Source organism: Rhodococcus yunnanensis NBRC 103083 (genome assembly GCF_001895005.1).
In the GTDB taxonomy this organism is placed as follows: Bacteria; Actinomycetota; Actinomycetes; order Mycobacteriales; family Mycobacteriaceae; genus Rhodococcoides; species Rhodococcoides yunnanense.
The window spans coordinates 188,907-203,236 of the sequence record NZ_BCXH01000006.1; the positions used below are offsets into that span (position 1 = coordinate 188,907).

12 protein-coding genes are annotated in these 14,330 nt (G+C 64.2%); 8 read left to right on the top strand and 4 right to left on the bottom strand.

Annotation, left to right across the window (positions count from 1 at the left end; translation table 11 throughout):
* Positions 1–5 precede the first annotated feature (5 nt).
* The 5 genes from RY1_RS12675 to RY1_RS12695 are packed head-to-tail and all read left to right on the top strand — an operon-like array spanning position 6 to position 6,147.
* Positions 6–1,409: an acyl-CoA dehydrogenase family protein gene (locus RY1_RS12675; RefSeq protein WP_169914670.1), complete on the top strand. Its 1,404-nt coding sequence runs from the start codon at positions 6–8 to the stop codon at positions 1,407–1,409.
* Positions 1,406–2,743, top strand: coding sequence for an LLM class flavin-dependent oxidoreductase (locus RY1_RS12680; protein WP_072803922.1), 1,338 nt, complete (start codon positions 1,406–1,408; stop codon positions 2,741–2,743). Before RY1_RS12675 ends, RY1_RS12680 begins: the two co-directional genes overlap by 4 nt.
* Positions 2,740–4,056, top strand: a complete 1,317-nt coding sequence (locus tag RY1_RS12685; protein WP_072803923.1) for an NtaA/DmoA family FMN-dependent monooxygenase — start codon at positions 2,740–2,742, stop codon at positions 4,054–4,056. The genes RY1_RS12680 and RY1_RS12685 overlap by 4 nt, the downstream gene beginning before the upstream one ends.
* Before the next feature lie 13 nt (positions 4,057–4,069).
* The gene (locus tag RY1_RS12690) at positions 4,070–5,107 is read left to right on the top strand and encodes an aldo/keto reductase (RefSeq protein WP_072803924.1); all 1,038 of its coding nucleotides are present in this window, start codon (positions 4,070–4,072) and stop codon (positions 5,105–5,107) included.
* Entirely contained in the window at positions 5,107–6,147 is a 1,041-nt protein-coding gene (locus RY1_RS12695; RefSeq protein ID WP_072803925.1) for an aldo/keto reductase, read from the top strand. The genes RY1_RS12690 and RY1_RS12695 overlap by 1 nt, the downstream gene beginning before the upstream one ends.
* A 117-nt stretch (positions 6,148–6,264) precedes the next feature.
* On the opposite strand, the gene RY1_RS12700 is transcribed toward RY1_RS12695, so the two are convergent.
* The 4 genes from RY1_RS12700 to RY1_RS12715 are packed head-to-tail and all read right to left on the bottom strand — an operon-like array spanning position 6,265 to position 11,368.
* On the bottom strand, positions 6,265–7,923 hold the full coding sequence (locus RY1_RS12700; RefSeq protein ID WP_072803926.1) for a dipeptide ABC transporter ATP-binding protein: 1,659 nt from the start codon (positions 7,921–7,923) through the stop codon (positions 6,265–6,267).
* A gap of 4 nt (positions 7,924–7,927) precedes the next feature.
* Positions 7,928–8,761: an ABC transporter permease gene (locus RY1_RS12705; RefSeq protein WP_084727375.1), complete on the bottom strand. Its 834-nt coding sequence runs from the start codon at positions 8,759–8,761 to the stop codon at positions 7,928–7,930.
* Entirely contained in the window at positions 8,754–9,725 is a 972-nt protein-coding gene (locus RY1_RS12710; RefSeq protein WP_245819629.1) for an ABC transporter permease, read from the bottom strand. The genes RY1_RS12705 and RY1_RS12710 overlap by 8 nt, the downstream gene beginning before the upstream one ends.
* Positions 9,722–11,368 (bottom strand): ABC transporter substrate-binding protein, encoded by a 1,647-nt coding sequence (locus tag RY1_RS12715; protein ID WP_072803928.1) that lies wholly within the window; start codon positions 11,366–11,368, stop codon positions 9,722–9,724. Before RY1_RS12715 ends, RY1_RS12710 begins: the two co-directional genes overlap by 4 nt.
* 258 nt (positions 11,369–11,626) lie before the next feature.
* Here RY1_RS12715 and RY1_RS12720 point away from each other — a divergent pair, with 258 nt between their 5' ends.
* Genes RY1_RS12720 through RY1_RS12730 form a run of 3 tightly spaced genes read left to right on the top strand, consistent with a single transcriptional unit; the run spans position 11,627 to position 14,327 of the window.
* Positions 11,627–12,544: an NAD(P)H-dependent oxidoreductase gene (locus RY1_RS12720; protein ID WP_169914671.1), complete on the top strand. Its 918-nt coding sequence runs from the start codon at positions 11,627–11,629 to the stop codon at positions 12,542–12,544.
* 54 nt (positions 12,545–12,598) lie between these two features.
* Complete coding sequence (locus RY1_RS12725) at positions 12,599–13,084, top strand: RrF2 family transcriptional regulator (protein WP_072803930.1); 486 nt, start codon at positions 12,599–12,601, stop codon at positions 13,082–13,084.
* A gap of 19 nt (positions 13,085–13,103) precedes the next feature.
* Positions 13,104–14,327 carry an acyl-CoA dehydrogenase family protein gene (locus RY1_RS12730; RefSeq protein ID WP_245819630.1) on the top strand — a complete coding sequence of 408 codons (1,224 nt, stop codon included), beginning with the start codon at positions 13,104–13,106 and terminating at the stop codon, positions 14,325–14,327.
* Positions 14,328–14,330 lie beyond the last annotated feature (3 nt).

The window sequence follows — 14,330 nt, forward strand, 5'->3', positions numbered from 1 at the left end:
ACCAATTGAGCATCGAGACGGAGGAACGTCGCGCCTCGCCGACGTTGCTCGACGAGGATCGGTTCGCCGAGGTGTTGAGCTTCATCGCCTCGCGCGCCGAACTGCACGACCGCACGGCCGAGTTCCCGCACGAAGCCTTCGCGCGCCTGCACACCATCGGAGCCCAGGCGCTGACGGTACCCACCCGGTTCGGCGGCCTCGGTGGAGGTGTTGCCGACGCGGTCGAGGTAATCGAAAGAGTAGGTGCCGCCGACCCTTCCGTCGGATTGATCCTGCAGTGGAACTACACGAACCATCTGACGTTGCAGCGTCAGGACAGTCCGTGGCCGGCCGATTTGATCGAGGCAGTGTTTCGGACAGCCGTGTCGGAGGGCGCGCTGATCAACGGCCTCGCCGTCGAACGCGAGCTGGGTAGCCTGTCGCGTGGAGGAATTCCGGCCACCACCGCCGAGCTCCAGGATGACGGATCGTGGATCATCACCGGTGAAAAGGCATACGGGACAGGTATTTCCGGGCTGCGGTGGATCACGGTCACCGCCAGCACCACCGAGCCGGAACCACGCGTCGCAACGTTCCTGCTCGACAACGACACCCCGGGGTGGACGGTACTTCCGACGTGGGATCACCTCGGTCTGCGTGCGTCGGACACGCAGGGAGTTCTGTTCGAGGGCACTCGCGTTCCCGGCAGCCGCCTCGTGGACATTCGCGATCCTCGTGACGGCACTGCCAAGCTCCGCAATACCGGTCGGCTCGCGCTTCCGTTGTTGCTCGCCGCCAACTACAACGGTGTGTCCATCGCCACGAGGGATTGGCTCGTGCGATACCTGCACACACGGGTGCCCACCGCGCTCGGTGCTTCGCTGGCCACCGTCCCGCGTTTCCACGACCGCGTCGGGGAGATCGAAGCGTCGTTGCAGACGTCGCGGGCATTGCTGCGACACGCGGTCACCGCCCTGGGCAACGGGGACACCTCGTTGCCGGGCCTGGCGAAGCACGTCGCGACGACGACGGCCATTCGCATCACCGAATCCGCTCTCGACCTGACCGGAAATCCTGGGTTGTCGCGGTCGAATCCGCTCGAACGGCATCACCGGAACGCGATGGTGGGGCGAGTCCATTTCCCGCAGAGCGATTTCGTGGTCGCGGCGCTGGGCCGTTCCGCTCTTGCGGCAGGAGCGGAGCCTGCGGAGCGACCAGGGAGGGCAGGAGCGGAGCCTGCGGAGCGACCAGGGAGGGCAGGAGCGGAGCCTGCGGAGCGACCAGGGAGGGCAGGAGCGGAGCCTGCGGAGCGACCAGGGAGGGCAGGAGCGGAGCCTGCGGAGCGACCAGGGAGGGCAGGAGCGGAGCCTGCGGAGCGACCAGGGAGAGCAGGAGCGGAGCCTGCGGAGCGACCAGGGGGAGCAGGATGACCAGGCAGGTGCATTTGAATGTGAACATCCTGAACTCCGGGGTGTTCGGGGGAAGCTGGAGGTTCCCTGGCACCGATCCGTTCGCTGCGTTCGGTATTTCGCATTACGTGAACATCGCGCGCAAGGCCGAGGCCGCCGGACTGGATGCGGTGTTCCTCGCCGATGGCCCGGTGGTGGGCGACGATGTCCGGCATCGGCCGTTCAACAGTCTGGAGCCGACGGTCGTGCTGGCGGCGATTGCCGCGTCGACCAGTCGTATCGGGTTGATCGGGACGCTGTCGTCGTCGTACAACGACCCGTACGACGTTGCCCGCCGGCTCGCCACTCTCGATGTGTTGAGCAAGGGCCGATCCGGCTTCAACGTCGTCACCACGGCGGGTGTGGCCGCGGCGCGCAATTTCGGGCTCACCGAGGAACCCGAGCACGGTCGACGGTATCGGCGGGCCGCGGAGTTCGTCGAGGTCGTTCGGACGCTGTGGAACAGTTGGGAGGCAGACGCTCTGGTCGGCGACAAGTCGGCGCATCGGTTCGTCGACACGACCAGGATTCACGATGCGGAGTTCGTCGGTGAGTTCTTCTCGGTCGCAGGCGCATTGAATGTTCCCCGGTCGCCGCAGGGGGAGCCGGTGTTGGTGCAGGCCGGTGCGTCGAAGGATGGGCGAGCGTTGGCAGCGAAGGTCGGCGAGGTGATCTTCACTGCGGCGCAGACGGTCGAGGAAGCCCGGGAGTACTACCAGGACGTCAAGGGCCGGGCAGCTGCTCTCGGCCGTGATCCGTCGCAGGTGGTAATTCTGCCCGGACTGTCGACAGTGGTCGGGAGCACCGAGAAGGAGGCGAAGGAGAGGCGGGAGTTGCTCGACGAGCTCGTACCGCCGCAGTACGCGATCGATCGTCTCGCCGGCCAGTTGGGAGTTCCGGCGGAGGCTCTGGAGCTGGACGGACAGCTTCCGTGGTCTCTGTTGGCGGATCCCGACGATGCAGGTGGGTCGCAGACGTTCTACCGAATTGCGCTCGGTCTCGCGCGCCGCGAGTCCCTGACGGTGCGGCAGTTGTTACGACGGTTGGGTGGTGGTGCCGGTCATCGCATCGTCACAGGAACTCCCGAGCAGATCGCCGATTCGATCGTCGAATGGGTCGATGCCGGAGTTGCCGACGGATTCAATCTGATGCCGGACGTTCTGCCGAGCGGGTTCGACGATTTCGCCGATCACGTGGTGCCGGAACTGCAGCGGCGCGGGAGGTTTCGAACCGAGTACACAGGCACGACACTCCGTGAGAATCTCGGATTGAGGGTTCCGGTGTTCGGCCGTGACGCGCGGAGGGTGGCGTCGTGAGTCTGCATTTCCTGGTCAACATCGGGGGAGCCGGGTATCACCCCGCGGCGTGGTTGGGGCCCGATACAGCACCGGACGCCTTCATCGATCTCGATCATTTCGTGCGTGCGGCCTCGGTCGCCGAGAGAGGCTTGCTCGACGGCCTGCTGTTCCCGGACATTCCGGTGCAGCAACCCGGCATCGCACGGGCACCTGCCGCGACTCTCGACCCGACGTTGCTGACGAGTGCCATCGCGGTGTCGACGTCGAAAATCGGATTGATTCCTACGGCGTCGACCAGTCTGAACAGGCCGTACAACCTCGCCCGCCGCATTCTGACCCTCGATCATGTCAGCGGCGGCAGGGCAGGGTGGAACGCGGTGACGACGTTCGAGGAGCGCGCAGCTCGCAACTTCGGGATCGAAGTACTGCCCGACCGCGACGAGAGATATCGAAGGGCAGCAGAATTCGTCGAGGTCACCGTCGGGCTGTGGGACAGCTGGGAGGACGGTGCGCTCGTCGGTGATCAGGCCGGCGGCCGATTCGCCGACCGTAGCAAGGTACATGCGGTGGCTCACGACGGTGAGTTCTACTCCGTCCAAGGCCCATTGACCGCCACGCGATCACCGCAGGGCAGACCTGTTCTCGTGCAAGCAGGTTCGTCTCCGCAGGGCGTCGAGTTCGCGGCCCGGCACGCCGAGGTGATCTATGGAACGCAGTTCGGCCTTGCGGGTGCGCAGGCGTTCTCCGACGCGGTGTCGCGGGGAGCGGAATCGGCGGGTAGGCATCGTTCGGACATCAAGATTCTGCCTGGCCTGGTGCCCGTCGTCGGTTCCACCGAACGCGAAGCCCGCGGCAAGTTCGACGAACTGCAAGGGCGGCTGCACCCGGACAGTGACGCGTTCACCTCGTTTGCGCGCTGGCTCGGATTCGCTCCTGACGACCTCGATATCGATGCGCCGCTGAGCGACAGGCATCGAGAATTGCCCGCGGAACGGGTAGGACCGCAGGGCTTCTTCACCACCCTCACCGAATACGGAGCACACACCGGAGCCACCGTCCGAGAACTGTTGGCACAGTTCCTCGGCGGGCACCGTGTGGTCACCGGAACCCCCGAGAGCATTGCCGATCACATCGAGAGCTGGTCGCTCTCGGGCACGGTCGACGGCTTCACCGTCGTGCCGGCCGTCCTGCCGACATCACTCGAGGACTTCGTCGACGAGGTGATCCCGGTATTGCAGCGACGCAGTCTGTTTCGCACCGAGTATGCGACCGACACGCTGCGTGGGCACCTGGGACTAGCCGAGCCGGCCAACATGTTCGCCCAACGATAGAAAGAGAAGATCTGTGACCTACCGTTATCTCGGCCGCACCGGAGTGCAGGTCAGTCCGCTGACGCTCGGCGCGATGAACTTCGGGGCCTGGGCGAACCAGGACCACGACGATGCAACACGCATCATTCATCGTGCGCTCGATGCAGGCATCAACGTCGTCGACACTGCCGACGTCTACTCGCAGGGCGAGAACGAGGAAATCGTCGGGAAGGCCCTCGCCGGCCGTCGCGACGAAGTGTTCCTGGCAAGCAAGTTCCATGCTCAGGTCGGGCTCGGTCCGAATAGAAGTGGCAACTCGCGACGCTGGATCACCCGGGCCGTGGAGAACAGTCTGCGCCGACTCGGGACCGATCACCTCGACCTGTACCAGGTGCATCGCCCCGACCCGAACACCGACATCGACGAGACGCTCGGTGCGCTGACAGATCTGGTGCGCCACGGCAAGATTCGCTACTTCGGCACCACGACGTTCGAACCGCATCAGTTGGTCGAAGCGCAGTGGACCGCGGAGCGTCGCGGCCTGCAGCGACCGGTGTCCGAGCAGCCGCCGTATTCGATCCTCGCGCGCGGCGCCGAGCGATCGACTCTTCCGATCGCGCAGAAGTACGGGCTCGGCGTGCTGACCTGGAGTCCTCTTGCGGGCGGATGGCTGTCCGGTCGCTACCGGGCGGGCGAGGCGGAGGGCGCGGTGTCCTCGCGCATCGAACGTCAGGCACACCGACACGATCCGGCGTTGGAAGCCAACAAGATCAAGCGTGCGGCCGCCGAAGAGCTGGTGAAACTCGCCGACGATGCAGGCCTGTCTCTCGTGCACCTCTCGCTCGCGTTCGTACTGCAGCATCCGGCCGTCAGCTCGGTCATCATCGGTCCGCGCACGCTGGAACACCTCGAAGGTCAACTCGGCGCTGTCGATGTGACGCTGAGCAGTGACATTCTCGACCGCATCGACGAGATCGTCGCACCAGGACTGACGATCAGCCCGGCCGACGAGGGCTACCTGCCGCCGTCGCTCACCGATGCTTCCACCCGACGAATCCCCAGGAAGAACTGATGTCTCTCACCGATCTTCGTCTCTTCGGCCGCACCGGTCTGAAGGTCAGCCCGTTCACTCTCGGCACGCTGAACTTCGGTGTGCGCGGCAATTCCTCGCACGAGGACAGCGTTCGAATCATTCACCGCGCGCTCGATGCCGGTATCAACGTCGTCGACACCGCGGACGTGTACTCCGCAGGTGAGTCCGAGGAGATCGTCGGGAAAGCGCTCGCGGGCCGCCGCGACGACGTGATCCTTGCCAGCAAGTTCCACGGCATTGTCGACGGAAACCCTGTTCACCAGGGCAACTCGCGGTGGTGGATCACCCGGGCAGTCGAGGACAGTCTGCGCAGACTGAACACCGATCACCTGGATCTGTACCAGGTACACCGCCCGGAGGCGCAGACCGACATCGACGAGACCGTCGGTGCACTCGACGACCTGGTGCACCAGGGGAAGATTCGGTACTACGGTACGTCGGTCTTCTCCCCGGGTGAGTTGATCGAAGCGCAGTGGTCGGCAGAGAAGAGGAAGCTGGAACGGCCTGTCAGCGAACAGGTTCCGTACTCGATTCTGATTCGCGGTATCGAACGCGAGACGTTGCCGATCGCTCGCGCCCATGGCCTCGGGGTGCTGACCTACGGGCCTCTGGCTGCAGGCTGGTTGTCCGGTAACTACCGACTCGGGGCCGAACAGCCGGTGTCGCAGCGCGCCGATCTCATTCCCGGTCGATTCGACGTCGATTCTCCCCACAACGAAGGCAAACTGCGGGCCGCCGACGCGCTTGCCGTCCTCGCCGAGGAGAGTGGGCTCAGCCTGATCCACCTGGCGCTCGGGTTCGTGCTGAGCCACCCCGATGTGTCCTCGGCGATCATCGGCCCACGAACGATCGAGCATCTGGACAGTCAACTGGGAGCCGCGGACGTCGAGCTGTCGTCGGACATCCTCGACCGGATCGACGACATCGTCCCACCGGGGACGGTGTTCAACGAGCGCGACACCGGCATCATCGGTGATGCGATCGCCAATCCCGCGCTCCGTCGTACGGTGTCGGCCTGACGCCATCCCACCCGTCCCCGCAAACGCACGTGCGTTTGCGGGTTTCGGGGGGTGCGGCCCGACTACCTACGCAAGTGCACGTGCGTTTGCGGGGGAGCAGGGGTGCGGCCCGCCTACCTACGCAAGTGCACGTGCGTTTGCGGGGGAGTGGGGCGGAGTAACTGCACCGCGGCCGGGGATGGCGTCGATGAGCTTACGGGTGTACTCGGTGGCAGGTTCGGCGAACAGGGGACGCGTCGCCCGCGATTCGACGACGCGTCCGGCCTCGAGGACCGTCACGCGGTCGGCGATCTGCCGAACGAGACTCAGGTCATGCGAGATGAAGACGTACGTCAGATCCTTGCGCGCACGCAGATCGATCAGCAGGTCGATGATCTGAGCCTGTACCGACACGTCGAGTGCGGAGGTCGGCTCGTCGAGAACCAGGATTCGAGGATCGAGCATCAACGCGCGGGCGAGTGCGACGCGTTGGCGCTGCCCACCGGACAGCTCGACGGCCAGGCGACCGAGCAGGGACTTCGCGAGTGCGAGGTCGTCGAGAATGGCGTCGATTCGCGTGCGGCGTGCGGCGCGGTCCAGCTCGTGGTGGATGACGAGGGGCTCGTCCAGCAGTGATTCGACATCGAAGCGCGGATCGAGTGCGGACAGCGGATTCTGGTAGATCAGTTGCAGGGTCGTGGCATGTGAGACATCCTGCCGCGCAGCGGAGGACACGGGGTGACCGGCGACGGTGACGGTACCGGAGTCGAACGGTGTGAGCCCGGCGATGATGCGGGCTGCCGTGGTCTTCCCTGACCCGGATTCGCCGACGATGGCATGGATCTCACCGGGCAGGACATCGAAGCCGACGTCGTCGAGCGCCGTGGTTCGTCCCTGGCCGCCGATCTTGGAACCGAAGGTCTTGGTGAGACCGGAGACGGTGATGGCAGGAGCGTCGGTGTCGTTCGCAGCGTGTGCGCGGTCGGCGTACCGGTCGGGTGACAGAGCGGGCGCATCGGCGACGAGGCGTGCTGTGTATGCATGTTGCGGTGTACCGAGAACGTCACGGGCCGAGCCGTATTCGGCCTCGACGCCGTCGTTGAGTACGAGAACCGAGTCGCTGCGGTCGCTGGCGAGTGCAAGGTCGTGGGTGATGAACAGGATTGCCAGGCCGAGGTCCTGTTTCAGATCGCCCAGAAGATCGAGGATGGTCTTCTGGACGGTCACATCCAGGGCAGAGGTCGGTTCGTCCGCGATGAGCAGACGCGGATTCTGAGCTATCGAGATCGCGATGAGCACCCGTTGGAGCTGGCCACCGGACAACTCGTGCGGGTATGCCCTGGCGCGCTCGGCGGCTCCGCGGATTCCGACGCGATCGAGCAGTTCGACTGCGCGGCGTCGTGCTTCGGATTTCGATCCGGCACCAGCGCGCAGCAGGACTCGCGTGAGTTGGTGGCCGACCCTCTGCAACGGGTCGAGCGATCCGAGCGGATCCTGCGGCACGTATCCCACCACACTGCCGTGCAGTTCGCGCCACCGCCGCCTACTCAGTGACACGACGTCGGTACCGGCGACACGCGCGCTACCGCCGATGATGTGCCCGTTCGACGGCAGCAGGCCGCTGACCGCGCGGGCAACCGTGGTCTTTCCCGACCCGGATTGCCCGACGAGAGCGAGGGTGTCGCCGGGTGCCAGCCGGAACGAGATGTCCTTGACCGTCGCCGTGATGTGTTTGCCGGTCGCGTAACCGACGCTCAAACCTTCGACCTCCAGGACCGGAGTGTTCGGTGAAGTCATGGGTCTACCTCGCTGCGTTGGTGCGAATGATGTTGGCAAGGTGGCTGATCGACACCACTGACACGACGATGACGAGCGCGGGGAAGAGGACGAGCCACGGTGAGGAGACGATGTATTCCCGGCCTTCGGCAACGAGCAGTCCCCATTCCGGCTGGGGCGGGGGTGCACCGAATCCGAGGAAGCTCAGCGACGCGATCCAGATGATCGACGCGCCGAACTGCAGTGCGGTCAGCGACAGCACCGCCGAATACGCGTTCGGGAGTACGTGGCGCAGTAGAAGCCGCTTGGTGTCGGCACCGATGTGTCGGGACGATTCGACGAACGGCAGGTTGCGCACCGTCAGGACCTCGGACCGCATCAGCCGAGTGAAGACGGCGACCGACGCGATGCCCACTGCCACAGCGGCGTTGAGTCGACCGAACCCGAGCGCGGTGACCAGTACCATCGAGAGCAGCAAGCCGGGGATCGAGAGCAGGACGTCGACGATCCTGCTGACCACCGCGTCGACCCACCCGCCGGCATAGGCCGCGACGAGCCCGAGAGCCGAGCCGATCCCGAGGCCGATCACGACGGCGATCAGGGATCCGAGCAGGGTTCGGCCGGTTCCATGCACGACGCGGCTGAACATGTCCCGTCCCAGGTAATCGGTGCCGAACAGGTGAGCAGCGCTCGGCCCCTGCAGGATCGAGTCGGAGTCGGGCAGAAGTGGGTCGTGCGAGGCGATCAGACCGGGCACCACGATGAACAGAACGAGCACGAGTACGACGGTCAGCGCGAACCAGTCGGCCGGTCGCAACGCGAACGTGCGGGAGGGCCGAACCTCGGTCGTATCAGACATCGACTGTGTCCTTCCGTGAGGTCGTGGCGGGACTCTGGTGAGCGATGCGCGGGTCGATCTTGGGGTACACGAGATCGGTGACGAGGCTGACCGTCACGAACACCAACGACACGAACGTGACCACCGCGAGGATGACCGGGCTGTCCTGATCGCGCAGTGCCTCGCGGGTGACGAAACCGATGCCCGATCGATTGAAGATGGTCTCGGTGACCACCGAACCGGCCAGCAGTTCACCCGCGGTGATGCCCAGCAGCGTGATGACCGGGATCGACGCGTTCTTCAGGATGTGCCGCGCCAGTATCGTCCGCTCGGACACGCCGGTCGATCGCAGGACCGTGACGAACTGCTCCTGCGAGGACTTGCGTAGACCCTGAATCAGGACCTGCGCGATGGGCGGCGATACCGCGAGTCCCAACGTCAGCGCAGGCAACAGCAGTGAACGGAATCCCTCGTCGCGTATCGACGATACCCAGCCCAGTTGGAACGAGAAGATCTGCAGCAGAATCAGTCCGACGAGAAAGCTTGGTGTCGACTGCAGCAGTGCCGGGATCAGCGTTGCGATCGTCCGCAGCCGCGACCACGGTGCGTACACCGCGATCAGCGACATGATCAGCGCGAACCCGATCGCGAACACCAACCCCATCGACGCCAGCCGCAGTGTCTCGGGAATCGCATCCAGCAACACATCGACGACGTCTCGCCCGGTGGTGATCGAGAACCCGAAATCACCGGTGACCGCGCGCGACAACGAGATGAAGTACTGCTCGATTCCGGACTTGTCCAGGTTGTAGTACGCGAGCAGCGACTGACCGATGTCCTCGGGAAGCGGATTCTGCGGGTTGTCGATCTGATTCTGGATGGGGTCGCCCGGCAGCAGGAACAGCGCGTAGAAGACGAACGTGTAACTGAGCACGACGACGAGCAACGACTGGGCGACGCGTTTGATCACGGCAACTGTGTTCATTTCTCCGACAGCCACACTCCCTGGAAGTTGGGACGTGCCGTGGCATTGTGCGTGAGGCCATGGACGTAGGACTGGGTGACGTAGATCTGTGAGTTGTCGATCGTGGGAATGAAGTAGCCCTGATCGATCAGGTAGGCCTGGATGTCGGCGAGGATCTTGTCGGACTGCGCGGAGTCGGTGGTGTTCAGTTGCGCCTGGAGCAGTTCGTCGAGCTTCGGGTCACTGCCTTTGAGCTGCAACGAATCCGCGTACTTGCTGCCGAACGAGTTGGTCAGATTGAACGGGTCGACGAAGTTGGAGCCCTGGGACAGCAGGCCGAGAGTCTCGTCCTTGACGGCCGTCGGGTACTTCGAGTAGTCGGTCTCCTTCAGCTGGAGATCGATTCCGATGTTCTTGTACTGATTCTGGATGAGCTCGAAGAGTGGCTTGGCGATGTTGGTGTAGACGTCGATGTAGACCGGCAGTGCGAGAGGTTGTCCGTCCTTGGTGCGGATCCCGTCCGAGTTCTTGGTGGACCAGCCGGCGTCGTCGAGAAGCGCGTTGGCCTTGCCCTCGTCGAACTCGAGCTTCGACGACTCGTCGACGAACCACGGTTGGTTGTCCGCGACGACACTGCGGGCCGGACGCCAGCGGTCGGTCAGCAGATCGTCGACGAGCCCCTGGCGGTCGACACCGACCTGGAGTGCTTGGCGGACGCGTGGATCGCCGAGCGCAGGGTTGGCCTGCACCCGAACTCCGAAGCCGCTGGTCCCCGTCGCCACCTCGATGATATTGAAACCGGCTGCATCGAGTGCTGCCTCCTCACTCGGCTGGACGTAGCGGAGTGCATCGCCCTGACCGGAACGAAGCGAACCGAGTCGGACGCTGTCCTCGAGCACCGGGATGAACGAGATCGAGTCCAGGTACGCCTCGCCTTGATTCTCGAACGACGGCGGCGCCCAGTCGTATCCGTCGCGGCGTTCGAGAACGATCTCCTTGCCTGCCTCTTCCTTGGTAGCGACGAAGGGGCCGCTGCCGATCAGATTGAGCACGCTCGACTGGTCCTCCCTGGACAGGTCGAGGGTCTTGTTCGAGACGAATCCCAGGTTCTGCTCGGACAACACCTGCAGGAAGTACGGCCGTGTCTCGGCGAGCGAGATGGTGACGCTGTTGGTGGCGGGGTCCGCGGTGACCGAGTCGACTTTGGGGAAGTAACTCGACCGAGTGATTCCCTTCGCCTCGTCGCCGAACGCGTTGAGCGTGAGATTGCGTCGAACGTTCTCCAGATCGAGCGCGGAGCCGTCGCTGTAGGTGACGCCGTCACGAATCTTGAACGTGTACTGCTTGCCCGTCGGGTCGATCGTCCAGCTCTCGGCGATCCACGGCTCGACTTCCTTCGTCTCGAGATTCAGGTAGACGAGGCGGTCGACGAGGTTGTTGACGATCGCCGACGTCTGCCAGAAGCTACCGCCGGTCTGCAACTGGAAGGACACGGGAACCTCGGCGTCGAGGTAGACGAAGTCGCCTCCGCGTCTGTCGCCGGAATCTGCCGATGCGACGTCGTCGCCGCCGTTGCTTCCGCACGCCGTCGCGATGGTCGCGGCGGCGAGCAGGACACCGATCCATGCCTTCGAACGTGGGAGTCTGGCCGATCTTCGAGACATGGTTCAAGAGTCCTTTGTGATGGGGTGGTCGAGAAAAGTGTTCACGGTGAGCCGAATTGCCGTAAGTGGCGGGAACGCCGCAAGGGGACGACGGCACGGGTGCCGAAACGTATCTGGAAGATCATGGACGACGCGTGCCGCCGGCGATACCCAAAAAATCAGGCTGATCGAATCCGTTTTCTCTATCAACTCTGTAGAGAAAGATTGCCCGAGGACGTTGCCACCCGTCGTGGCATCGAGAAACGAGAGGACTCATCGATGGCGCTTGTATCGGTACTTGTCGGTTCACCGGTCGGCTCGTCGGTCGCCGCAGGTCTCGGGTCCTACGTGCAGAGCAAGCTGGAGGGGACAGGACACACTGTCGTGATGCTCGACGCGTCGACCATCGCGGCGTCCTCGCTGATCGGGGGAGACTCGTCCGATCCCGACGTCGTCGAGATGGTCGGTTTGATCGAGGCATCCGACGGAGTGGTGATCACGACTCCGATTCAGACCAACTCGTACTCCGGCGTACTGAAGGCGCTGCTCGACGTTCTTCCGGCCGACGCGTTCGCCGAAAAGGCCCTGGTGCCGCTGGCAACCGGTGGCAGCAATTTCCATGTCAGTGCCCTGGAATACGCCCTCGTGCCGGTTCTCCGGAATCTCGGTGCACGGCAGATAGTCTCGGGTGCCTACGTACTCGATCGCGATGTCGTGTTCCATCCGTGCGACGTGTCCTTGGCGCCCGAGGCCGAGTTCGCCGTGGACTCGGTGATCGACTCGTTCGAGTCGGCATTGGACGCACCTGCCGCCGCGGCGTCGGACGACCAGGATTGGACCAGGAGCGTCTCGGCGCAGCGTGCGTTGACTCTGTATCGGAGCGGCGCACTGCTGCTCGATGTCAGATCCAATGCGCAGGATCCGGATTCGGGTTTCGTGGACGGTGCGATGGTAGTACCGAAATCCGATATCGAAGATCGATTCGGGCAGGAGTCGGACGGTCGGCTGAGTGCGCGATTCGATCCGAGCGAACCAATTCTGGTGTTCTGCAACGGTGCACTGGGATCTCGCCCGGTCGCGCTTCGTCTCGAAGCGCTCGGATACACCTCGGTGCGTCAGGTTCGCGGAGGTTTCAAGGCTCTCGTCGCGGAGCAGAGCCGAGGTCACCGTCCGCGAGCGTTCCACACGGGTCCGTAGACCCTTCTCGACAATCAGTTCCACTCGATCGTTCTCTGACAGAAAAGAGAAGCTGTGCGGATCTCCGCGAAAACCGAATACGCAGTGAAGGCTTTGGCGCAGTTGGCGATCGACTGGGAGAATCCGCAGAGTTCCGAGCAGATCGCGCAGCAGCAGGACATCCCGCACAAGTTTCTCGAGGCCATTCTGGCGGAGCTTCGCCGGACGCAGTTCATCAGCAGTCAGCGAGGCCACGGCGGCGGACACCGTCTGCGTCGTGATCCGTCGACCATCGTGATCGCGGACGTGCTGCGCGCCGTCAACGGGCCCCTGTTCACCATTCGAGGTGAATGTCCCGAGGACGTCGAGTACGCAGAGCCGGTCGGTGCACTGCAGAACTTGTGGATCGCAACGCGCGTCGCATTGAGGTCGGTGCTCGAGAAGACGACGTTGGCCGATCTGGTCGGCGGATCGCTCCCGGAGCACGTCATGGAACTGACCCGAGGCAGCGATGCGTGGGTCTCGCACACCTACCAGCTGACCACCACGCAGAACAACTGACAACCAGAAAGCCCAGGAAGTGACAACAACGATCGAACAAACCGGAACCCAGACAAGCGACGACGAGCGTGATGTCGACGCCTTGTCTCGGCGGGCTCCGCGCATCCTCGCCTCGATCGCGGACGGTGCGGCCGAGCGTGAGTCGAAGCGCATCATGCCGCAGAAGGAGATCGCGTCGATCATCGGCGCAGGGCTCGGAACGTGGCGGGTGCCTGCCGAATACGGCGGACCGGACGCGACATTGGCGACATTCTTCGAATTCGTCGTCGAACTCGCCGCCGCGGATGCCAACATCGCGCAGGCTCTCCGATCGCACTTCGCGTTCGTCGAGACCCTACGGCGCTCACCGGACTCGGAGCAGAAGCAGCGGTGGTTCGCCCGCGTTCTCGCAGGCGATGTCTTCGGGCTCGCGAGCGGTGAAACGGGTGGTGTCCACGGTGTCGTGTCGACGAGACTCACGGCGTCGGAAGACGGCTGGGTCGTCGACGGCACCAAGTTCTACAGCACCGGCACGTTGTTCGCCGACTGGATCGTCGTGCGCGCGGTGGATCCGGACGACAAGCCCAGGTCGTTCGTCCTGCCGTCGGACCGGGCGGGTATCGAACGGGTCGACGACTGGGACGGTATCGGCCAGCGATTGACTGCCAGTGGCACAACGATTTTCGAGAGTGTGCGAGTCGACGACTCGGACTTCCTCGTCCAACGCGACGTCGAGGGCGCACGGCCGAGGCAGTCTCCGTTCTTTCAGCTGTTCCTCGCTGCCGTCGAGGTCGGAATCGCGAAGAACGCGTTGGCGGATGCCATTGCCTACGCTCGGGGCAAAGCGCGACCCATCAAGCATGCGGGAGTCGCACGCTCGGTCGACGATCCGTACGTGCAACACGCGGTCGGTGAAATGGCGTCGCGCACCTACGCGGCCGAGGCCGGTGTTCTCCGCGCTGCCGCCGCGATCGACCGCACCGACGGACACGAACCACACGGCCAGGTCGAGGACGCAGCCGTCCTCGCCGCCAGTCTCGAAGTGTCGCAGGCACAGTTCTTCGCGATCGAGGCGGCGCTGAAGACCTCCGAGCTGTTGTTCGATGTCGGCGGCGCTTCCACCGCGCAGCGCACCCACAATTTCGACCGGCACTGGCGCAATGCCAGGACGGTTGCCAACCACAATCCACGTGCCTACAAGGCATCCGTCGTCGGCGCATATCTGCTCGCCGACATCGAACCGCCGATCACCGGCTTCTTCTGAGAG